The sequence below is a fragment of the Microbacterium sp. NPDC090225 genome, from assembly GCF_044772365.1.
Taxonomy (GTDB): Bacteria; Actinomycetota; Actinomycetes; order Actinomycetales; family Microbacteriaceae; genus Microbacterium.
The window spans coordinates 1,755,042-1,775,344 of record NZ_JBIVYS010000001.1; the positions used below are offsets into that span (position 1 = coordinate 1,755,042).

A 20,303-nucleotide genomic window follows, 5' to 3' on the forward strand; every position below is an offset into this window, starting at 1 on the left:
GCCGCGCGGTCACCGATATGCATTCACAGGCAGGTGGAAATTCATCATACGTATGAGTAATCTGGAGGTCTGCGAGAAGAGGAGCAATCAGTGCTGACTGTGAACTACGTAGGCGATCGCACACTGGACGTGCGCACGGCCGATCGGACCGACCCGCGCGACGGAGAGGTGCGCATCCGCGTCGCCTACACCGGCCTCTGCGGCACCGACCTGCACATCCTGCACGGCAACATGGACTCCCGCGTCGAGCGCCCACTCGTCTTCGGGCACGAGATGAGCGGCACGATCGACGCCCTCGGCTCCGGGGCCACCGGCTGGAGCATCGGAGACAAGGTCACCGTCATGCCCCTCGACTGGGACGGCACCTGCCCCGCCTGCCTCGCCGGCAACGAGCACATCTGCCAGAACCTGAACTTCATCGGCATCGACTCCCCCGGCTCGCTGCAGGGGTTCTGGAACGTGCCGGCCGACACGCTCCTCGCGCTCCCCGCCGACATCGCCCTCGATCACGCCGCCCTCGTCGAGCCGGTCGCCGTCGCCGTGCACGACGTGCGGCGCTCCGACCTCACCGCCGGGCAGAAGGCCGTCGTGATCGGCGGCGGCCCGATCGGCACGCTCATCGCCACCGTCGCCCGCCACACGGGTGCCGAGGTCGTGGTGATCGAGATCGACGCGCAGCGTCGCGCCCAGGCCGAGGAGCTCGGATTCACGACGCTCGACCCCTCGGCATCCGACCAGGTCGCCTGGGTCGAGGAGTGGACCGCGGGCACCGGCGCCGACGTCGTGTTCGAGGTCTCGGGCGCCGCTGCTGCGGTGCGCGGCATGACGGCGCTCGCGAAGGTGCGCGGCACGATCGTCGTCGTCGCCATCCACCCCACCCCGCGCGAGGTCGACCTGCAACGGGTGTTCTGGCGCGAACTGCGCCTGCTCGGCGCACGGGTGTACCAGCGCGCCGACTTCGAGACCGCGATCGAACTGCTCGCCGACGGCGTGATCCCCACCGACCGGGTGATCACGCGCATCGTGCCGCTCGCCGAGACCGCCGACGCCTTCGCCGAACTCGAAGCCGGGCGCGCCATGAAGATCCTCGTCGACGTGCAGGCCGGCGCATGACCGGCCTCTTCGACCTCACCGGTCAGCGCGCCGTCGTCACGGGCGCGAATCGCGGCATCGGCTTCGGGATCGCCACGGCCCTCGCCGACGCTGGCGCCGACATCATCGCGGTCAGCACGAGCATCGAACCCTCCGGCAGCGACATCGAGCAGGCCGTCACCGCGCGCGGGCGCGGGTTCCGCGCGATCCGTTGCGATCTGTCGGATGCCGACGCCGTCGCCGACCTCAGCGCCGAACTGCGCGCCGCCGAGGTCGACATCCTCGTCAACAACGCCGGCACCATCCTGCGGGCTCCGGCGGCGGAGCATCCGATGGAGTGGTTCGAACGCGTTCTGCGCATCAACCTCACCAGCCAGTTCGCCCTCGCGCAGACCGTGGGCGGATCGATGCTCGAGCGCGGACGCGGCAAGATCGTGTTCACCGCGTCGCTGCTCAGCTTCCAGGGCGGCATCAACGTGCCCGGGTATGCGGCGGCGAAGTCGGGGCTCACCGGGGTCGTGAAGGCACTGTCGAACGAGTGGGCGGGGCGCGGCGTGAACGTCAACGCGATCGCCCCCGGCTACATCGCCACCGACAACACGCGGGCACTCCGCGACGACCCCGAGCGGTCGGAGTCGATCCTCGCCCGCATCCCGGCCGGACGGTGGGGCGCGGCATCCGATCTCGGCGGAGCCGCCGTGTTCCTCTCGTCGGCGGCATCCGATTACGTCGACGGGATCGTGCTGCCGGTCGACGGCGGATGGCTCGGGCGCTGATGCTCCCCTCCACGATGCCGAGTGCGCGCCTGCGCACCGGCACCCCGCTCACCCGTTTCGGACTCGGCGGCGCGCAGCTCGGCAACCTCGGCCGCGTCACCACCGACGAGCAGGCACGGGGCGCGGTCGAGGAGGCGTGGGCGCGGGGGTCGCGGCTGTTCGACACGGCGCCGCATTACGGCCTCGGCTACTCCGAACGCCGACTGGGCGATCTGTTGGCGGAGCACCCGCGCGATGAGTACGTGCTGTCGACCAAGGCGGGGCGCACACTCGTGCCTCAGGTGCACGCGGCCGGGGAGCTCGACGAGGGCGGATTCGCTGTGCCCGCCGCGTATCGCCGCGAGTTCGATTTCTCGCGCGGCGCTATCCTGCGCGGGGTCGAGGAGAGCCTCGAACGGCTCGGCGTCGACCGGCTCGACATCGTCTACCTGCACGACCCCGACCATCACTGGGAACAGGCGTCGTCCGAGGGCATCGGCGCGCTGATCGAACTGCGCGAGCAGCGCGTCGTCACGTCGATCGGCGTGGGCATGAACCAGTCGGCGCTGCCGGCGCGGTTCGTGCGCGAGACCGACATCGACGTCGTCATGCTCGCCGGGCGCTTCACCCTGTTGGAGCAGGGGCCGTTGGCCGATCTGCTGCCCGCGGCGCTCGCGGCGGGCGTCGGCATCGTGAACGTCGGCGTCTACAACTCCGGGCTGCTGGCGCGGCCGCGGGTCGCGGCGGACGCGACCTACGACTACGTCCAGGCACCGGCCGCGCTCATCGCCCGGGCGAACGCGATCGCCGAGGTGTGCGAGGAGTTCGGCACCGACCTGCCGACCGCCGCCATGCAGTTCAGCCTGCGGCATCCGGCGGTCACCTCGGTCGTGCTCGGATGCCGCGACGCGCGCCAGGTCGCCGAGGGGGTCGGGCGCATGGATGCCGTCGTCGACGAGGACCTCTGGGGCGTGCTGATCTCGCGCGGGTTGCTCCCCGAGGGCGTCTTCGGCTGAGGGCCCTTCGTCTCGTCGCTGCGCTCGCTCAGGAACCGGTTCCTGAGCGAGCGCAGCGAGACGAAGGGCCCCCACGCGAGGGTCAGGCGCCGGCGAGTTCCAGCACGCCGTCGACGCGGCGGGGCACGTCGACCGGACCGTCGCGCAGCTCGGCCGGAAGCACATCGACCGGGGCATCCTGCCAGGCGAGCGGACGCAGGAACCGCCGCAGCGCCGTCACACCCACCGACGTGTGCTGCGTGTTGGTCGCGGGCCAGGGGCCGCCGTGGTTCATGGCCCACGACACCCGCACACCCGTGGGGTACCCGTCGTAAACGATGCGACCGACGAGGTCGCGTGCGGCGTCGGTGAGCTCGCCGCGCACCTCGGCCTCCTCGGGCTGCGAGTGGATCGTGGCCGTCAGCGAGTGCGGCACAGCCTGCAGCGCCGCAGTGATCTCGCCCGTCGAGGCGTAACGCACGAGCACGACGAGGGGCCCGAACGCCTCCTCGGCGACCGCCGGGGTCACATCCGTCGCGGCGATCTCGAGAACCGCGGGCGTCAGCGAGAAGCCGTCGGCTCCGGCGCGCGGGGCGACGAGGCTGCGCGCCCCGCCCTCGGCGATCAGTCGCTCGCGGATCTCGTCGAACGCCCCGTGAATCCGGGAGTTCAGGAGAGTCTGCGCCGCGGCATCCTGCGCCCGCGCCACCACGTCGGCGACGAGCGCATCGCCCTCGACCCCTGCCGGAACGAAAGCGATGCCGGGCTTGGTGCACAGCTGCCCGGCCGACCCCGTGACCGATCCGAACAGGCCCTCACCGAGAGCCGCGGTGCGCGCCACAGCGGCCCCCGGCGTGATGACGAGCGGGTTCAGGCTCGACAGCTCGCCGTAGAACGGGATGGGCGTCTCGCGCTCGTCGATGATCCCCTGCAGGATCTTGCCGGTCGACAGCGACCCCGTGAACCCGACGGCGGTGATGACCGGATCGGCGACGAGCACCGCTCCCGCCTGCTGCCCGTAGACGATCCCGAAGGAGCCCTCGGGCGCCCCGTACGCCGACGCCGCCCGCGCGAGCGACTCGAACGAGCGCTGCGAGGTGACCGGGTGGGAGCTGTGCGCCTTGACGACGACCGGGTTGCCCGCGGCGAGCGCCGAAGCGGTGTCGCCGCCGATGACCGAGAACGCGAACGGGAAGTTGCTGGCGCCGAAGACGGCGACGGGGCCGATCGGCACGAGCATCCGCCGCACGTCCGGGCCCGGGCCGAGCGGCGTGGGGCCCGCGTGGTCGATGATCGCCTCGAGGTAGCCGCCCTCGTCGACGGCGTCGGCGAAGAGGCGGAACTGGAAGGCGCTGCGCGAGAGCTCGCCGTTCAGGCGCGCCTCGGGCAGCCCGGTCTCGGCGAGCGCGGCGTCGACGAGCGGGGCGCGGTCGGCCTCGAGGCCGTCGGCGAGGGCGCGCAGGAGTCCGGCCCGCCAGGCCCGCGGGCGCGAGCGTAGGTCGGCGAAGGCGGATGCCGCAGCGGCGGTCGCGGCGCCCACGCCCGCGGCATCCGTGGCTTCGATGCCGGTGTCGGAGTGCGCGCCGGTGCGGGGGTCGGTGGTCGTCAGGGTGGTCATGCACTGGCCTTTCCGAGCAGTCCCCGCTGGGCGAGGGAGGTGATGAGCGCGCCGATGCCGACGGTCCAGGGGGCGAGCCGCTCGCTGTGCTGCACGCGGTTGACGAGCGCGCCGAGGTGCGGCGATGAGATGCGCACGATGTCACCGAGGTGGTGGGTGAAGCCGTGGCCGGGCTCGTCGCGGTCGTCGGTGGGGGCGAACATCGTTCCCAAGTAGAGCACGAAGCCGTCGGGGTAGGCGTGGTGGTCGCCCGACGCCTGCCGCACGAGGTCGGCGGGGTCGCGGCTGATCTGCGCCATGTGCGATTCGGCCCGCATGCGGAAGCCGTCGTCGCCCTCGACCGAGAGCGACACCGACTCGGCGCGCACGTCGTCGAGCGAGAACCCTCCGTCGAAGAGGCGGATGAGCGGGCCGACGGATGCCGAGGCGTTGTTGTCCTTCGCGCGGCCGAGCAGCAGGGCCGAACGCCCCTCGATGTCGCGCAGGTTGACGTCGTTGCCGAGCGTCGCCCCGACGATCTCGCCGCGAGAGGAGACGACGAGCACGACCTCGGGTTCGGGGTTGTTCCAGTGCGACTCGGCGAGCACGCCGACGTCGGATCCGCCGCCGACCGTCGCGAGCACGGGTGCCTTGGTGAAGATCTCGGCGTCGGGGCCGATGCCGACCTCGAGGTACTGGCTCCACAGTCCCGCGGCGATGAGCACCTGCTTGAGGCGGGCCGCCTCGGGCGACCCCGGAACGAGGTCGCGCACGTCGCCGCCCAGCGCGTCGAGGATCGTGGCGCGGATGCCGTCGGCCGACTCGGCCTCACCGCGCGCCTTCTCCTCGATGATGCGCTCGAGCATCGATACGGGGAAGGTCACACCCGAGGCCTTGACGACCTGCAGGTCGATCGGCGAGAGCAGCCACGGGTGGGCATCGCCGCGGGTGTCGGGCGCGGTGTTCGCCCAGACGTCGGCGAACGCACCGAGTGACGGCCCGTCCGCGGCACGCGCGGCGGCTGCCGGGTCGGCGCTCTCGGTGAGTGCGGTCATCGTCGGGAAGGTGGCCGACAGGTCGTGCAGGATGCCGTCGCGAAGCACCACCACGCTCGGCCCTGCCGGCGTCTGCACGCGCCCGACGAGCAGGGCGTCGCTCGCATCGGCGGGGAGGATGCCGGTGGCGTCTCCGGTCCAGGTGTCGCTCATGTCTCTCCTCGGGAGGTCGGTGGGGTATCGGAGCCGGCGTCAGCGCCGGTGGAAGACGCCGGGGCGCTTCTCGGCGAAGGCGGCGCGCCCCTCGGCGGCATCCGCGGTGGCGAAGGTGATGCCCTGCATCTCGCGCTCGTAGGCGATGGCCTGGTCCTGCGGCAGGTTGAACGCGGCGCGCAGATTGGCCTTCGCGGTCTCGGCCGCGATCGGCGGACGCGCGGCGATCGTCGCGGCGAGCTCCTGCGCGCGGGCGAGCAGATCATCGGCGGGCACGATCTCACTGATGAGGCCCCAGGCGAGCGCGCGCTGCGCGTCGATCGGGTCGCCGGTGAGCAGCATGAGGGCGGCGTTGCTCGCGCCGATGGAGTTCGCCAGCAGTACCGACATCCCTCCCCCGCCGATCCAGCCGAGCTTGATCTCGGGGGCGGCGAAGCTCGCGGTGTCGGCGGCGATGCGGATGTCGCACGTCAGCGACGCTTCGAGCCCGCCCCCGAACGCGTACCCGTTGATCGCGGCGATCACGGGCTTGCGCAGGTCGCGCAACGCGTCGCAGTAGTCGCGGCGGTTGCGGAACTCCCACGGCGTCTCGTACTGGTCGAGGGTCGAGATGTCGCTGCCGGCGCTGAACGCACGACCGGTGCCGGTGTAGACGACGGCCCGCACCTCGGGGTCGTCGTTGAGGCGGCGCACGATGCCCACGAGCTCGTCGCTCATGGCCTGGGTCACGGCGTTGAGCTTGGCGGGGCGGTTGAGTCGCACGGTCGCGACGTGCCCCTCTCGTGTGACGACGATCAACGGCTCGTCGGTGATGGCCGAGTCGGTCATGCGGTCTCCTTCTGCAGACGGTTGTCGGCGGTCACGGCGTCGGTGGAAAGCGCGGCGAACCGCGCCTCGATCTCGTCGAGCACGTCGTCGGCGCTGCGGCGCCCGGCGACCGCGTCGCGCACGAGAGCGGATGCCGCGGACTGGAACGGGATGTACCCGGCGATCCGGGGTCGCACCCACGCCGCCTCGATGGTCGAGAGCGTGCGGGAGTAGAAGCCGTACGCGGCCCGGTCGACCGCGGCATCCGTCCACGCCGCGCGCAGGCCGGGCTGGCCGTCGTGCGCGGGGATGAACCCGCGCTGCGCGTCGTCGCTGAGCAGGTGCCCCAGGTGCGCGAGCAGGGTGGGCGAGGGCACGGAGCGGCGGGTGACGGCGATGCCGGTGCCACCGATCGTCGATCCGATGCGTCCGGCGTGCGCGGGCGCGCGGTCGAAGGCGACGATCGGGGAGCTGTAGTTCACGTAGCCGTAGACGAGCGGGATGTACCCGATGTCACCGCGGTCGCGCATCCGGTCGAGCAGACCGATCGGGTTGAGCAGGTCGGTGCCCGCCGGTGCATGAGCCGAGAGCCGCGTGAGAAGGTCGAGCGCCCCCCGTGCGATGGTGCGGTCGAACAGCCCCTCCCCGCGCCCCGGGTCGTCGCCGAGCGACACCGCGATCGAGCACAGCGACAGGAACGCGTGCGGACCGGCCAGGCTCGTCGCGACGAGCCCGCGCTCGGCGAGGGCGAGCGCGTCGTCCCAGGTCTCGGGCGCTTCGGCGACGAGGTCGCGGCGCCGCACCGACACCTGCGTCGCGGCATCCAGCGGCAGCGCCCACAGCCGGCCATCGAGCGTGTACGAGGCGATGCTCGGGCCGACCGCGGCATCCGCCCATTCCGCGATCCGCGCGGTGTCGAACAGTTCACCGAGAGGACGGATGCCGCCGCTCGCGAGCGCATCGCCGAGGTGCGGGTGATCGAGCACGAGCAGGTCGTAACGGCGGGCGAGCTCGTCGATCGGCGCGGACTCGAACCCCTCGAGCGACTGCACCTCCCAGCGCAGGGTATCGCCGTCGCCGAGGTCTCTGGCCGCCGCCTCCAGAGCGTGACGGCCGCGCGGGTGATCCCAGGTCAGACCGACGTAGTCGGTCACGACGGCACCGGAACCGGAACGGCGGTCTGGGCGACCGCCCCGGCATCGAGCAGCTCCTGCGTGCGCTCGGGCGAGACTCCCAGCTCGGCGAGGATCTCGGCCGTGTGCTCGCCCGTGAGCGGGGCGCCGCGGTCGATGCGCGCGGGCGTCTTCGCGAACCGGTACGGGAACCCGGGCGTCTTGATGCGCCCCTCGGTGGGGTGGTCGTACTCGACGAACGTGCCGTTGTGGATGATCTGCGGGTCGGCCACGAGGTCCTCGTAACCGTAGACCGGCCCCACCCACATGCCGGCGGGCAGCAGCGTGTCGAGCCAGTGCTGGGTGGAGCGCTCACGCAGGTGGCGGGCCACCGTCGCGTACAGCTCGTCGCGGTGCGTCCAGCCGTGCACCTCGGGGTCGAGCCCCGCGAACGAGGGCTCGTCGAGCACCTCGCCGAGCTTCTCGAGATCGGCGAAACCGAGCGCGAGGTAGCCGTCACTCGTCGCGAAGACGCCGTAGGGTGCGCGGATGTAGACGTGCGCGTTCGGCTCGGTGCCGCGCTTCTGCGGCACCCCGCCGACCGTGTACACGCTCAGCTCCTGCATCTGCAGGGTGGTGAGCGCATCGAGCATGTTGACGGTCACGAGCTGACCCTCGCCGGTGCGCTCGCGGTGCAGCAGGGCGGCGAGCACGGCTTCGAAGGCGGTCGACGCGGTCACGGCATCCGCCAGGTACTGGCCCGCCGGCGTCGGCGGCTCGCCCGCGCGCCCGGCCGACAGCATCGCACCGCTCATGGCCTGCAGGATGAGGTCCTGGCCCGGGCGGTCCTTATAGGGGCCGTCCTCGCCGTAGCCCGACATCGAGACATACACGAGCGAGGGGTTGATCGCCGCCAGGCTCTCGTAGTCGAGGCCGAGGCGCGCGGCGACCCCCGGGCGGTAGTTCTGCAGGAAGACGTCGGCCCCGGCGATGAGATCGCGCACGACCTCGCGCCCGGCATCCGATTTCAGGTCGACGGCCAGCGAACGCTTGTTGCGGTTGAGGGAGAGGAACGAGACGTTGATCTCGTTGCCCTGCGCGCCGCCGGCCGAGGCGAAGCGCTGCCATTCACCGGCGGTCGGCTCGACCTTGATGACGTCGGCGCCCAGGTCGCCGAGGCGCTGCGCGGCGAAGGGCCCGGCCATAGCGATCGAGCAGTCGATGACGCGGTATCCGTCGAGGATGCCGCGGGTGGGGGTGTCGGACATGTCGTTCCTCTGGTTGTCAGACGTCGGGATCAGACGGCGGTGTCGACGCCGCCGGCGGCCGACGAGCGCAGCAGCGCGTCGATCAGCTCGACCGAGCGGGCGGCGACCGTCACGTCGGAGTTGTTCTCACGGCTCGCGCCGGTGATCAGCTCGATGAAGCGGGCGGGCGGCACGAGGCATTCGTACTCGCCCTCCCCCTCGGGGATCACGAGTTCCTCGCGGCGGCCGTCGTAGCGGCTGAGGGTCACGCGCTCGCGCTCGACGTCGATCATGAGCACGCCCTCGGTGCCGAACAGGCGGATGTCGACCTGGTACTTGTCGCCGTCGGCGAGCGTCGCGGCCCCGGACAGCGAGCCCAGCGCCCCGTTCTCGAAGCGGATCACGCCCGCGTCGTACAGGTCGACGGGCGCCCCGGCGGTGATCGCCCGACCGGCGACGGATGCCGCGCGCAGCCCCGTGAGCCAGAACAGCAGCGCCGAGGAGTGGGTGATCTGGCCGTGCGCGTATCCACCGCCGTGCTCGGGGCTCGACCATGTGGTCGGGTCGGGGGCGGTGTCGGAGTTCCAGCGCTCGAGCATGTGCGTCGGGTCGGTGCCGAACAGTCCGCGGGTGGGCGAGGCCATGTGACAGAGGGCGTACTGGATCTCGCCGATCGCCCCGGCGTCGAGCATCCGCTTGGCCGCCACCGTGAACGGCTTGTAGTTCCAGCCGTAGGGCACGAGGAAGACGGTGCCGGCGCGCTCGGCGCGGGCGGCGAGATCCCACGCCTCGTCGGCGTGCAGGGTCATCGGCTTCTCGCACAGCACGTGCAGCCCGCGGTCGAGCGCCTGAGCGGCGAGCGGATGGTGCAGGTCGTGCGGGGTGGAGATCACGACCGCGTCGATGTCGGCATCCAGCAGTTCCGTCGCGTCCTCCGTCGCGAAACCGAAACCGAACTTCTCGCGCACGGCCTCGAGCCCATCGCCCTTGCCGCAGACGCCCACGAGGTCGACGTCGTCGCGCGCCGCGAACAGCGGAAAGTGGTTGCTCGTCGCCCACCAGCCGGCGCCGATCGCGCCGAGGCGCACCTTCGCGGCGGTCATGCGAGCCACCGCCAGGTGCGGGTGCCGTCGCGATCACCCTCGACGACGCGGCCCTGCTGCACGAGGCGCTCGAGGTTGCCGGTCATCGGGAAGATCAGGTACTCGGCCGCAGCTTCCGGCCACGGCCCCAGATCGGATGCCGCGCGTCGGATGAGTTCGAGCGAGGTGAGCTCCTCACCGCCCGCGAGAACCTGTTCGATCACCCGGTCGACGCGCTCCACGTACGCGAGCGAGTCGTCGAGGAACCCGGCCACCGCCGCGCCCTCGTACACGGGATAGTGGGCCGTGAGCAGCAGCTCGGCGTCGAGGGCGCGCAGACGACGGATGCTGTCGACGTACCGGACCGTGTCGCGATAGGTGGGAGGGAAGGCCGCGCGACCATCGGCCGTCGGAACCGTCTCACCGAGCACGGCGTCGGAGATGAGGAGGGTGCCGTTCGCGGCATCCCACAGTGCCAGGTGCCCGGGGGAATGCCCCGGCACCGCGAGCACCTCGATCGTGCGGTCGCCGAGATCGAACGTCTCGCCGCCGTCGAGCGCCCGCGCCACCGGCACGAGACCGGTCGAACGCCGCACCTCGGCGGTCGTCTCGGGCGGATCGTCGAAGCCGTCGCGCGCGGCGAACTCGCCGTAGCGCCCGGCGATGAGCTCCTCGACGTCTTCGGTCATGGCGACATCGGCGCGGCCGGCCAGGAACTCGGCGCGCGGGGCGACCGCGGCGAGCGCCGCATTGCCGCCCGTGTGATCGAAGTCGCAGTGCGAGCTGATCACCCAGCGCAGGTCGGCGAGGTCGAACCCGATCTCCTCGAGCGTCGGCAGCAGGGCGCCGGGTACGGAATCGGCGACACCGGTGTCGAACAGCAGCGCGCCCGCCGGACCGGTGAGCAGGTACATCGCGATGAAGCGCTCGCCGAGCGGCGCCTGGATGCGGTGGATGCCGTGACGCACCTGCATCATTCGCTCCAGGTGCCGTGGTCGATCAGGCGGAGACCTGCGCGCTTCGAGCGCACGTGGGGCCCGGCCGGTTCCTGCCAGGTGGCCTCGCTGCGGGCCTTGAGGATGAGCGCCTCGTCGACCTCGATGCCGACGCCCGGGCGGTCGCCGAGCACGACGCCGCCGTCGGTGAACTCCTGGTCGAGCACGAGCCCGAACGGCGACCCGAGGTCCTGCACCTCGGCCGAGAGGTGATTGGGCACGGCGGCGGCGGCCGCCGTCACGGTGTGGTTCGCGGTGAGCCCGACGGGGCTGACGGGCAGATCACGGGCGTGCGCGGCGATCGCCACGCGCAGGAAGTGCGTGACGCCCCAGACGGCGCCCGCCTGCACGATGTCGGCACCGCCGGCGTCGAGAAGAGGACGGTACTGCTCGAGCCCGGTGAGGTTCTCGCCGGTGGCGACGGAGGCCTTGATCGCCGCGCTCAGGCGCGCGTGCCCCGCGGCATCCCACCGCCGCAGCGGCTCCTCGACCCAGGTGAGGTCGATGCGCTCCTCGAGGGCGCTGACGTGCCGGACGGCCTGCTTGAGGTTCCACGACTCGTTGGCGTCGAGCATGAGGGCGGGCGCCGCGCCGCCGGCCTGGAGGACGTCGGCGAGGATGCCGAAGCGGCGCAGGTCTGCCTCGACGTTTCGCCCGCCCTTGAGCTTGGCGGCGGTGTAGCCGCGCTCGCCGAAGCGGCGGTAGAGGGCGGCGAGCTGCTCGTCGTCGAGGGCGGCGTCGAGGCCCGAGGCGTAGCCGGGCACGAAGCGGTCGCCCGCTCCGAGCAGGCGCCACAGCGGCTCGCCAGCGAGCTTGGCCTTGATGTCCCACAGCGCGGTGTCGAACGCACCGATGCCGCCGAAGGTCGCGCCGCCGTGCGACGACTTGAACACCCGCGCGAGCATCGCGTCGTAGAGGGTGGTGACGGCGCGAGGATCCTGCCCCTCGAGGGCGGGGAACAGGCGCTCGAGGTCGGCGTGCGACCCCATGCCGACGCCCTCGACGCCCTCGTCGGTCTCGAGGATCACGAGCGGCACGTCGGTGACGCCGGATGCGATGAACCCGTTGACGTCGCCGACGGGGCGCCCCCAGTCGTGGACGGTGCGCAGCGTGCGGTAGCCGGTGATCTTCATGTCGCCCTTGAGTGTGAGAGATCGAATGTGAAAACAACATACATCATATGTCTGTCGTTTCGCGAGTGTCTCTGATGCACCCACCGACGGGGTGAATAGAGTGGCGTTCATGACCCCGCCCGCAGACGCCACCACCGCCGGTCGCGCACGCACCCCCATCGATCGCATCGGCGCGACCGTACTGAACGAGCTCGTCCAGTCGATCGTCACCGGGGAGTACGCACCGGGCGACCTGCTGCCGCCCGAGAGCGTCATCAGCGTGCAGTTCGGCGTGAGCCGCACCGTCATCCGCGAGACGATGAAGCGCCTGCAGGAGAAGGGCATGGTCACGGTCGCCCAGGGGCGCGGCACCCACGTGAACCCCTCCACGAGCTGGAACGTGCTCGACCCCTCCGTGCTCACCGCCATGATCGAGAACGACTCGACCCTCGGCGTGCTCGACGACCTCAGCGTGGTGCGCGGCGCGCTCGAAGCCGCGATGGCCGCGTCCGCCGCCCGCACCGTCGACGACGACGCTCGAGCCCGCCTGCGCGAGAACCTCGAGGCGATGCACGCCCACGTCGACGACTCGGCCGCGTTCCGCGAGGCCGACGTGCAGTTCCACCTGGCCGTGATGGAGCTCGCCGACAACGGCCTCGCCGAGAACATCGCGCGCGTACTCATCGCTCACGCCGTGGGCAGCGACCGCTTCACCGGCGTCGACCCTGCGCACGCGTTCGAGCTGACCCTCGCCGAGCACACCGCCGTCCTCGAGGCGATCTCGGCCGGTGACGCCGAGGCCGCGCGCCTCGCGATGAGTGAGCACATCCTCGGCTCGTGGTCGCGTCGGCGTCTGCCGTCGAAAAAGCGTTCCTGACGGCCTGCGCCTCCGGGGTGGGATCAAAATCACTCCCGCGAAAGCCCCGGAAGCCGACATATTGAGCCCGCAACGGAGACGACGAACGTCAGTCATGTGATGTTTGCTTGATCGTTTTCGTAAGACGTAGTATGTTTCGACGCAAGGCCTGCACCCTCGGGTCCCTGCAGCAACTTCCCTATCAATGTTGAGAGGATCGCAATGAAGCGAAGGATCGCCATCCCCGCCGCCATCGGCGTGGCGGCACTGGCACTCACCGGATGCGGTGGAGCATCGCCGAACGGATCGACCGGCGGAGGCTCGGGCACGAGCGACAAGCTCGTCGTCTGGAACTGGGGCGACGCCGACGAGGCCGCGGCCGCGTACACCGAAGACGTCAAGGCGGCATTCGCCGAGAAGCACCCCGACGTCGAGGTCGAGATCGTCAACCAGCCGTTCGACCAGTACTACACACTGCTCGGCAGCGCGATCGAGGCCGGCACCGGCCCCGACGTCGCCCTGTTCAACGGCGGCACGCAGCTCAAGAGCCGCGCCGACTCGCTCATCCCCGTCACCGACGAGCTCGCCGACCTCGAGGACACCCTCGCCGGCTGGCCCGCCTTCCAGGCCGACGGCGAGACCTACTCCGCCCCGATGTTCCTCCAGGGCTTCCCGATCTACTACAACAAGGCCCTCTTCACCGAGGCCGGCCTCGACGCCGACAACCCGCCCCAGACCTGGGACGAGCTGGCGGCCGCCTGCGCCTCGATCACCGAGAAGACGGACGCCTCGTGCTTCGCGCTCGGCAACAAGGAGGGCCTCGGCATCGAGTTCTTCCTCTCGGGCTTCGGCTCGGGCGTCTTCACCCCCGAGGAGTACGACGCCTGGATCGACGGCGACCGCGACTGGACGAGCGAGCACGCGGTGCAGGTCCTGCAGATGTGGGCCGACACCGCGGCCGACGGCTGGTACAACGAGGGCGCGAACTCCACCGCGATGTTCAACGACTCGTTCGACCTGTTCTCGGGCGGCAAGTCGGCCATGGTCATCGGCCTCATGAGCGGCACGGCGCACTGGAAGCAGTTCGACGAGTTCCTCGGCGAGGACCTCGGGTTCATGATGCCGGTCACCGTCAACGACGGCACCACCCTGGCCCTCCCGGCCGAGGGCGGCATCGGATACGCGGTGCTCAACGAGGACAAGAAGGATCTCGGCGTCGACTGGATCAAGGCGACCGTCGACCACGACGCCCTTGCCGCGTACTCGCTCGCGGGCGGTCAGATCACGTCCGACACGACCATCGAGCTCGACACCGACATCGTGTCGGCGAACGAGATCGTCGCGGATGCCGCCGGCAGCAAGCCGCTGCTGCACACCGCGCTCGAGGCCGAGACCCTCGACCTGCTGCACCGCCTCGGTCAGCAGCTGCTCGGTGGCGAGGTCACCGTGCAGGACGCCGCAGCCCAGCTGGCAGCGTCGGAGGGCTGATCCCTTGGCGATCGACACCACCTCGACCCGGACCCTTGTTCTCGCGAACAAGGGTCCGGGCCGCGGCCGCCGGGAACGCGGCGCACGCCGCGATCTCGGCCAGCCGCTGCGCAAGAAGCCGTGGACGTCCGAACGGCTCGCGCCCTACCTCATGGTGCTGCCGGTCATCCTCATCCTCGCGGTCTTCCGTCTCTACCCGCTCCTGCTCGGCGTGAACTACTCGTTCACGGGAGACAAGGAGCTCAACGGGCAGTTCGTCGGCCTCGACAACTACCTCACCCTTCTCGGCGACGCCCGCTTCCAGGCATCCGCGCGCAACGTACTGGTCGTGCTGCTCTTCGTGCCGATCCAGGTCTTCGTCGCCGGCATCCTCGCCACCTTCGTCTTCCTGAAGATCCCGGGCCACCGCTTCTACCGCAGCGTGTACTTCCTGCCGGTGGTGCTCTCGCCGATCATCATCGGTGCGATCTTCAACATCCTGCTCGCCGCGAACGGTCCGATCAACGGCGCGCTGAACACCATCAACATCCCGGGCGTCGACTGGCTCGGACTCCCCGCGACGGCGCTGCCCTCGGTGCTCGTCGTGCACATCTGGGCGACGTTCGGCATGGCGTTCACGATCTTCCTCGCCGGTTTCGCGACCCTCGACGCCGAGTTGCTCGACGCCGCGAAGATCGACGGTGCCAACCTCTGGCAGCAGATCGTGCACGTCATCATCCCGAGCCTCAGCCAGACCATCCAGTTCGTGTTCGTCACGACCACGATCGGCATGCTCACCGGCCTCTTCGGCCTGCTGTACACGATGACGGCCGGCGGTCCGGGGGCGGCGAGCTACCTGCCCGAGTTCCTCATCTGGAAGCTCAACGGCGAGGCCCGCCCGGCGCTCGCATCCGCGGCATCCGTCTTCCTGCTGCTGATCGTGCTCGTCATCGGCCTGATCCAGATCCGCGTGCTGCGTCGCGCCACGAAGGAGGCATGATGCGCCGCGAACGCCTGGGCAAGTGGATCATCGCCGTGCCGATGATGCTGCTCGCCATCGCCACGATCGCCCCGATGCTCTACGGCCTGAACATCTCGCTCAAGACGCGCAAGGACTACGTCCTCGACCGTCTCGGGGTCACGCAGACCTTCAACGTGCAGAACTTCTTCGACGCGTGGAACAACGCCGACATGGGTCGCTACTTCGCGAACACGATCATCGTCACCGTGTGCTCGGTCGCGATCCTGCTCGTGCTCGCGTCGATGTGCGGCTATGCGCTCAGCCACCTCACCTTCCGCGGCAGCAAGGTCGCGTTCCTCATCATCCTCGCGATGATGATGATCCCGTTCCAGGTGATCATGGTGCCGACGATCAAGGTGCTCAGCGACATGGGGCTGATCAACACCTTCCCCGGTCTGATCGCCGCGTACGTGGCGCAGTTCCTGCCGTTCACCGTGTTCTTCATGACCTCCTACTACTCGGGCATCCCGAAGGAGCTCACCGAAGCGGCGCGCGTCGACGGCAACGGGCTGTTCGGCGTGTGGGCGCGCATCATGATCCCGGTCGGCAAGCCGGCGCTGATCTCGATGGGCATCCTGAACGCACTGTTCGTGTGGAACGACATCCTCATCGCCCTGCTGATCATGCAGTCGCCGCAGAACCGCACCGTCATGGTCGGTGTGAGCGCGCTGCGCGGTCAGTACCCCGACAACGTGCCGACGTACATCGCCGGCGTGCTGCTGGCGGTGCTGCCGATCATCATCGTCTACCTGATCTTCCAGCGGCAGATCTCGGCCGGCGTCACGGCCGGAGCCACGAAGGGCTGATTCCATGAGCACCGACCGGATCGAGGTGTACGTCGACCCGGAGGGGTCGCCCTACGCCGACGGCTCGCACGGCTACCCCGCGAACGATCTGGCGCACGGCCTCGCCCTCGTGCGGGCTCGGCGCGAGCCGGGTCAGCGGGCCGTGATCTGGATGGCCGGGGGCGAGTACCGGCACCACCAGCCCGTCTCGTTCACGGCATCCGACTCCTTCACCGCGGTGGTGGCGACGGATGCCGCGAACCCGCCGGTACTGCGCGGATCCCTGCGCCTGACGGGCTGGCGCCCGGTGACCATCAACGGGGTCGCGGCCTACGCCGCGCCTTCGCCGCGGGCGGCGGCTCGGCGGCTCTACGTCGGAGGCGTCGCGGCGGAGCGCCCCCGGCATCCGCGCGAGGGATTCCTGCGCGTCGAGGAGCAGGAGGGCCTCGACCCGGCGGGCAGCTTCGTCGGCACGCTGTTCGACGGGTCGGCGTCGTTCCGCTTCGCCGAGGGCGACATCCCCGAGCTCGCGCAGGAGCGGGCGGTCGAGGTCGTCGTGCCGCACTACTGGGTGCAGGAGCGGATGCCGATCACCGCGATCGACCGCGACACCCGCACCCTCACGAGCTCGCTGCGCAGCATCTTCGCGCTGCGCGACGACGCCGCGGAGCTCTTCGCGCGCTACTGGCTCGACAACGTCGCCGAGCGCTTCGGCGAGGTCGCGGGCGAGTGGTACCTCGACGCGACCGGCGAACTGGTCGGCGCGTCGGGTCCGCACGTGCTGTACCTGCCGGAGCCCGGCGTCGACATCGACGCGCTCGACGTGCGGATGCCGGTGACCGAGGCCTTCGTGACGCTCGACGGCACCGCCGACGCACCGGTGCGCGAGGTGCGGTTCGAGGGCGTGCATTTCGCGGAGGCCGACTTCGAGGCCGTGCCGCCGGCCGTGCCGCCCTTCGGCGTACGCGAGGATCCGCAACTGCCGTCGGTGGGCCGGTATGCGGCCGACGTGCAAGCGGCGAGCACCGTTCCCGCCGCCGTGCGGTTCGGCTTCGCCCGATCGTGCGCGATCGTCGGCGGCAGCATCGCCCGCGTCGGCGGCTATGGCGTGAGCCTCGGACCCGGCACGCGCGGGGCGCTTCTGAGCGGCGTCTCGTTCAGCGATCTCGGGGCCGGAGCCGTGCGCTCGGGCGGAGGGATCGACGCCCTCGCCCCCGACTACAACCGCGCGAACGAGGTCTCGGACTGCACGATCGCGCGCGGCGGTCAGGTCTACCCGAACGCCGTCGGCGTGCTCTTCCAGCACGGCTCGCACAATGTGATCGCCCACAACGAGATCAGCGATCTCCTCTACTCCGGCATCTCGGTCGGCTGGATGTGGGACTACCTGCACAGCCCGTCCGAGGGCAACCTCATCGCGGGCAACCACATCCACCACCTCGGCCAGGGGCTGCTCAACGACATGGGCGGCGTCTACCTGCTCGGCATCGCGCCGGGCACGGTCGTGCGCAGCAACCACATCCACGACATCGAGTGCGCGAACTACGGCGGCTGGGGCATCTACCTCGATGAGGGTTCGTCGCACGTGGTGATCGAGCAGAACGTGGTGCACGACGTGTCGAGCCAGGCCTACCACCAGCACTACGGGCGCGAGGTGATCATCCGCGACAACGTCTGGGCCTTCGGGCGCAACGGGCAGGTGTCGATCACCCGCCCCGAGGAGCACGTGTCCTTCACGTTCCACCGCAACATCGTGGTGGGCGAGGGCATGCCCGCGTTCGTCGGCTATCCGGATCATCGCGACCTGCGGCGCTTCGGGATCGACAGCGACCTGAACCTGTTCTGGGATGCGGCACCGCTCGACGGCGCGGTGCGGGCGGCGAACGCCGATCGCTCGACAGGGCCGGATGGGCGGCTCGGCTTCGAGATCGTCGAGCGCCTCGACGACGAGTGGGCGCGGCTGGGTCATGACCGGCACTCGGTCACCGCGGATCCGCTGTTCGTGGATGCCGCGGCGCGCGACCTGCGCGTGCGGGAGGGGTCGCCGGCGGAAGAGCTCGGCATCCGGGTGCCGGATGTGCGCGGCGCCGGGCCGCGGCCGGTGTCGGAGCGACGGCATCCGCTGGGTGCGCCGACCGGCGTCGACCCGTTCCTGCCGACCCAGGGGTAGGCGGACGTCCGTAGGCTGAGGGGATGAACGCGCACGTGCAGAACCCCCTGGTCTGCCCGACCTGCGGCGGCGCGCTGACGTTCGAGATCCTCGACGACGAGCGCTTCCTCGTCGTCTGGTCGTGCGTCGAGTGCGGGTTGATACGGGCGACCGAACCGACGGCGTAGCCTCTTCGTCAATTTCTTCGAACCTCGCTTGCGTTAACTTCGGATGCATGTTCGAATGAGCGTATGCGATGGCAGGGACAAACGGTCGGAGAGACGGATGCCGCGGCACTCCCCGGCCTCGAAGACCGGTCGAGCGTGCTGCGGTCGGTGACGACCCCCGAGTTCGCCGGCATGACCTTTCACGAGGTGCTCTCGAAGTCGGCGCTCAACCACGTTCCCGGCGCATCGCGCATGCCCTTCGCCTGGACGATCAACCCCTATCGGGGATGCAGTCATGCATGCGTCTACTGTTTCGCTCGCGGCACCCACGAGTACCTCGACCTCGACGGTGGATCCGACTTCGACTCGCAGATCGTCGTGAAGGTCAATGTCGTCGAGGTACTGGAGCGCGAGCTGCGCAAGGGCAGCTGGCAGCACGAGACCGTGGCGCTCGGCACGAACACCGATCCGTACCAGCGGGCCGAGGGGCGCTACAAGCTCATGCCCGGGATCATCGAGACCCTCGCGGCTTCGGGCACGCCGATCTCGATCCTCACGAAGGGCACGTTGATCCGGCGCGACATCCCCCTGCTCGTGAAGGCGGCGCAGCGCGTGCCGATCGACGTGCAGATGTCGATCGCGATGTACGACGACGAGCTGCAGAAGGCCATCGAACCGGGAACCCCGAGTACACAGGCGCGGCTCGACACGGTGAAGGCCCTGTCGGATGCCGGGTTCCCCGTCACCGTCTTCCTCATGCCGATTCTGCCGCACATGACCGACTCGGTCGAGGCGATCGCGCATGCGCTCGCGCGCATCAAAGAAGCGGGCGCGCGCACTGTGATCTACGGAGCACTGCACCTACGGCCGGGCGTGAAGCCATGGTTCTTCCAGTGGCTCGGAGAGCATCGACCCGACCTCGTCTCGTCGTACCGCGGCCTCTATCCCGGAGCCTCCGCCGAGGCGCCGAAGCCCTATCGGCAGTGGCTCGCGAAGCGCGTCAAGCCGCTGATCCGGGTGCACGGTCTCGACGCGCGCCACGAAGACGACTACCCCCGGCGCGGATTCCGTCCGGGACAGGGGCACGTCGACTCGATCTGGCGGCAGGACGGTGTGCAGAACGGGATGCCGAACGCCGGGCGCGCGAACGCCGTCCGCCCGAGCCCCGCCGTCACCTTCCGGACGACCGGGTCGGCGACCTCGACCCCGGCGCAGCCCATGCTGTTCTGAGGGTGCACGGCGGCATCCGCTGGTCGGGGCGGAGGGCCGCAGGCCCGTAGGCTCGGTGACTATGGCTACCGGCTCCACCATCCACACGTTCGACGTGCAACTCGCAGACACCGATCGCGGGGTCTACGAGGACTACTCGCTGCGCGTGGCGAAGCATCCGTCCGAGACCGACGCCTACATGATCACCCGCATCCTCGCTTACGGCCTCGAGTTCGCCGAGGGCATCGGTTTCAGCGAGGGCATCTCGAAGACCGATGAGCCCGCCGTGCTCGTCCGCGACCTCACCGGCGCGATCACCGCCTGGATCGAGGTCGGCGCCCCCGACGCCGAGCGCCTGCACTACGGCAGCCGTCTCGCCGAACGCACCGTCGTCTACACCCACCGCGACCCCGCGAAGGTCATGCTCCCCTGGGCCGGCAAACGCATCCACCGCGCCGAGGACCTGCGCGTCTTCAGCTTCGACCCCGGCTTCATCGATCAGGTCACTCCGCACATCGAGCGCCGCAACACGCTCACCCTCACGGTGACCGAGCAGGTGCTCTACCTCGACCTGAACGGCGCCAACCTCACCACCGCGATCCACGAGCACGAGCTCGGGTAGGTCCCGCCGGTCGCGCGTGAGTGGT

Annotated in this window: 19 protein-coding genes; 11 read left to right on the forward strand and 8 right to left on the reverse strand. The window is 70.2% G+C overall.

Features of this window, described 5'->3' with window-relative positions:
• Positions 1-90 precede the first annotated feature (90 nt).
• The 3 genes from ACIQTT_RS08315 to ACIQTT_RS08325 are packed head-to-tail and all read left to right on the forward strand — an operon-like array spanning position 91 to position 2,863.
• Positions 91-1,113, forward strand: a complete 1,023-nt coding sequence (locus ACIQTT_RS08315; protein WP_402788453.1) for a zinc-binding dehydrogenase — start codon at positions 91-93, stop codon at positions 1,111-1,113.
• The gene (locus ACIQTT_RS08320; RefSeq protein ID WP_402788455.1) at positions 1,110-1,868 is read left to right on the forward strand and encodes an SDR family oxidoreductase; all 759 of its coding nucleotides are present in this window, start codon (positions 1,110-1,112) and stop codon (positions 1,866-1,868) included. Before ACIQTT_RS08315 ends, ACIQTT_RS08320 begins: the two co-directional genes overlap by 4 nt.
• Positions 1,868-2,863 carry an aldo/keto reductase gene (locus ACIQTT_RS08325; RefSeq protein WP_402788457.1) on the forward strand — a complete coding sequence of 332 codons (996 nt, stop codon included), beginning with the start codon at positions 1,868-1,870 and terminating at the stop codon, positions 2,861-2,863. The genes ACIQTT_RS08320 and ACIQTT_RS08325 overlap by 1 nt, the downstream gene beginning before the upstream one ends.
• Before the next feature lie 82 nt (positions 2,864-2,945).
• On the opposite strand, the gene ACIQTT_RS08330 is transcribed toward ACIQTT_RS08325, so the two are convergent.
• From ACIQTT_RS08330 to ACIQTT_RS08365, 8 genes are read right to left on the reverse strand one after another with little or no spacing between them, the layout of a single operon-like run.
• A complete protein-coding gene (locus tag ACIQTT_RS08330) occupies positions 2,946-4,460 on the reverse strand; it encodes an aldehyde dehydrogenase (NADP(+)) (RefSeq protein ID WP_402788459.1) in 1,515 nt (504 codons plus the stop codon).
• Positions 4,457-5,647 carry a fumarylacetoacetate hydrolase family protein gene (locus tag ACIQTT_RS08335; protein ID WP_402788461.1) on the reverse strand — a complete coding sequence of 397 codons (1,191 nt, stop codon included), beginning with the start codon at positions 5,645-5,647 and terminating at the stop codon, positions 4,457-4,459. Before ACIQTT_RS08335 ends, ACIQTT_RS08330 begins: the two co-directional genes overlap by 4 nt.
• Positions 5,648-5,686: 39 nt before the next feature.
• Positions 5,687-6,475 carry an enoyl-CoA hydratase/isomerase family protein gene (locus tag ACIQTT_RS08340; RefSeq protein ID WP_402788462.1) on the reverse strand — a complete coding sequence of 263 codons (789 nt, stop codon included), beginning with the start codon at positions 6,473-6,475 and terminating at the stop codon, positions 5,687-5,689.
• The gene (locus ACIQTT_RS08345) at positions 6,472-7,608 is read right to left on the reverse strand and encodes a hypothetical protein (protein WP_402788464.1); all 1,137 of its coding nucleotides are present in this window, start codon (positions 7,606-7,608) and stop codon (positions 6,472-6,474) included. The genes ACIQTT_RS08340 and ACIQTT_RS08345 overlap by 4 nt, the downstream gene beginning before the upstream one ends.
• A complete protein-coding gene (locus ACIQTT_RS08350; protein ID WP_402788466.1) occupies positions 7,605-8,834 on the reverse strand; it encodes a CaiB/BaiF CoA transferase family protein in 1,230 nt (409 codons plus the stop codon). Before ACIQTT_RS08350 ends, ACIQTT_RS08345 begins: the two co-directional genes overlap by 4 nt.
• A gap of 29 nt (positions 8,835-8,863) precedes the next feature.
• Positions 8,864-9,916: a Gfo/Idh/MocA family protein gene (locus ACIQTT_RS08355; protein WP_402788468.1), complete on the reverse strand. Its 1,053-nt coding sequence runs from the start codon at positions 9,914-9,916 to the stop codon at positions 8,864-8,866.
• Positions 9,913-10,869, reverse strand: coding sequence for an MBL fold metallo-hydrolase (locus ACIQTT_RS08360; RefSeq protein ID WP_402788470.1), 957 nt, complete (start codon positions 10,867-10,869; stop codon positions 9,913-9,915). Before ACIQTT_RS08360 ends, ACIQTT_RS08355 begins: the two co-directional genes overlap by 4 nt.
• Entirely contained in the window at positions 10,869-12,023 is a 1,155-nt protein-coding gene (locus ACIQTT_RS08365; RefSeq protein WP_402788471.1) for a mandelate racemase/muconate lactonizing enzyme family protein, read from the reverse strand. The genes ACIQTT_RS08360 and ACIQTT_RS08365 overlap by 1 nt, the downstream gene beginning before the upstream one ends.
• 109 nt (positions 12,024-12,132) lie before the next feature.
• On the opposite strand from ACIQTT_RS08365, the gene ACIQTT_RS08370 reads away from it, so the two are divergent.
• From ACIQTT_RS08370 to ACIQTT_RS08405, 8 genes are all read left to right on the forward strand, one after another.
• A complete protein-coding gene (locus ACIQTT_RS08370; RefSeq protein ID WP_402788473.1) occupies positions 12,133-12,879 on the forward strand; it encodes a FadR/GntR family transcriptional regulator in 747 nt (248 codons plus the stop codon).
• A 201-nt stretch (positions 12,880-13,080) separates the two neighbouring features.
• Positions 13,081-14,346: an ABC transporter substrate-binding protein gene (locus ACIQTT_RS08375; RefSeq protein WP_402788475.1), complete on the forward strand. Its 1,266-nt coding sequence runs from the start codon at positions 13,081-13,083 to the stop codon at positions 14,344-14,346.
• A 4-nt stretch (positions 14,347-14,350) separates the two neighbouring features.
• Positions 14,351-15,325 (forward strand): carbohydrate ABC transporter permease, encoded by a 975-nt coding sequence (locus ACIQTT_RS08380; RefSeq protein ID WP_402788476.1) that lies wholly within the window; start codon positions 14,351-14,353, stop codon positions 15,323-15,325.
• On the forward strand, positions 15,325-16,152 hold the full coding sequence (locus tag ACIQTT_RS08385) for a carbohydrate ABC transporter permease (RefSeq protein ID WP_402788477.1): 828 nt from the start codon (positions 15,325-15,327) through the stop codon (positions 16,150-16,152). The genes ACIQTT_RS08380 and ACIQTT_RS08385 overlap by 1 nt, the downstream gene beginning before the upstream one ends.
• Positions 16,153-16,156: 4 nt before the next feature.
• On the forward strand, positions 16,157-18,301 hold the full coding sequence (locus tag ACIQTT_RS08390; protein ID WP_402788479.1) for a right-handed parallel beta-helix repeat-containing protein: 2,145 nt from the start codon (positions 16,157-16,159) through the stop codon (positions 18,299-18,301).
• Between the two features lie 23 nt (positions 18,302-18,324).
• A complete protein-coding gene (locus ACIQTT_RS08395) occupies positions 18,325-18,468 on the forward strand; it encodes a hypothetical protein (protein ID WP_402788481.1) in 144 nt (47 codons plus the stop codon).
• A gap of 63 nt (positions 18,469-18,531) precedes the next feature.
• A complete protein-coding gene (locus ACIQTT_RS08400; protein ID WP_402788482.1) occupies positions 18,532-19,677 on the forward strand; it encodes an Rv2578c family radical SAM protein in 1,146 nt (381 codons plus the stop codon).
• A gap of 61 nt (positions 19,678-19,738) precedes the next feature.
• Positions 19,739-20,278, forward strand: coding sequence for a YaeQ family protein (locus tag ACIQTT_RS08405; RefSeq protein WP_402788484.1), 540 nt, complete (start codon positions 19,739-19,741; stop codon positions 20,276-20,278).
• Positions 20,279-20,303 lie beyond the last annotated feature (25 nt).

What these genes read in the sequence shown, in the direction of transcription:
- ACIQTT_RS08395 (WP_402788481.1), top strand. Translation starts at nt 18,325, where the DNA reads ATGAACGCGCACGTGCAGAACCCCCTGGTCTGCCCGACCTGCGGCGGC.
- ACIQTT_RS08375 (WP_402788475.1), top strand. Translation starts at nt 13,081, where the DNA reads ATGAAGCGAAGGATCGCCATCCCCGCCGCCATCGGCGTGGCGGCACTG.
- ACIQTT_RS08325 (WP_402788457.1), top strand. Translation starts at nt 1,868, where the DNA reads ATGCTCCCCTCCACGATGCCGAGTGCGCGCCTGCGCACCGGCACCCCG.
- ACIQTT_RS08400 (WP_402788482.1), top strand. Translation starts at nt 18,532, where the DNA reads ATGCGATGGCAGGGACAAACGGTCGGAGAGACGGATGCCGCGGCACTC.
- ACIQTT_RS08365 (WP_402788471.1), bottom strand. Translation starts at nt 12,023, where the DNA reads ATGAAGATCACCGGCTACCGCACGCTGCGCACCGTCCACGACTGGGGG.
- ACIQTT_RS08350 (WP_402788466.1), bottom strand. Translation starts at nt 8,834, where the DNA reads ATGTCCGACACCCCCACCCGCGGCATCCTCGACGGATACCGCGTCATC.
- ACIQTT_RS08320 (WP_402788455.1), top strand. Translation starts at nt 1,110, where the DNA reads ATGACCGGCCTCTTCGACCTCACCGGTCAGCGCGCCGTCGTCACGGGC.
- ACIQTT_RS08360 (WP_402788470.1), bottom strand. Translation starts at nt 10,869, where the DNA reads ATGCAGGTGCGTCACGGCATCCACCGCATCCAGGCGCCGCTCGGCGAG.
- ACIQTT_RS08340 (WP_402788462.1), bottom strand. Translation starts at nt 6,475, where the DNA reads ATGACCGACTCGGCCATCACCGACGAGCCGTTGATCGTCGTCACACGA.
- ACIQTT_RS08385 (WP_402788477.1), top strand. Translation starts at nt 15,325, where the DNA reads ATGCGCCGCGAACGCCTGGGCAAGTGGATCATCGCCGTGCCGATGATG.
- ACIQTT_RS08405 (WP_402788484.1), top strand. Translation starts at nt 19,739, where the DNA reads ATGGCTACCGGCTCCACCATCCACACGTTCGACGTGCAACTCGCAGAC.
- ACIQTT_RS08370 (WP_402788473.1), top strand. Translation starts at nt 12,133, where the DNA reads ATGACCCCGCCCGCAGACGCCACCACCGCCGGTCGCGCACGCACCCCC.
- ACIQTT_RS08390 (WP_402788479.1), top strand. Translation starts at nt 16,157, where the DNA reads ATGAGCACCGACCGGATCGAGGTGTACGTCGACCCGGAGGGGTCGCCC.
- ACIQTT_RS08355 (WP_402788468.1), bottom strand. Translation starts at nt 9,916, where the DNA reads ATGACCGCCGCGAAGGTGCGCCTCGGCGCGATCGGCGCCGGCTGGTGG.
- ACIQTT_RS08330 (WP_402788459.1), bottom strand. Translation starts at nt 4,460, where the DNA reads ATGACCACCCTGACGACCACCGACCCCCGCACCGGCGCGCACTCCGAC.
- ACIQTT_RS08335 (WP_402788461.1), bottom strand. Translation starts at nt 5,647, where the DNA reads ATGAGCGACACCTGGACCGGAGACGCCACCGGCATCCTCCCCGCCGAT.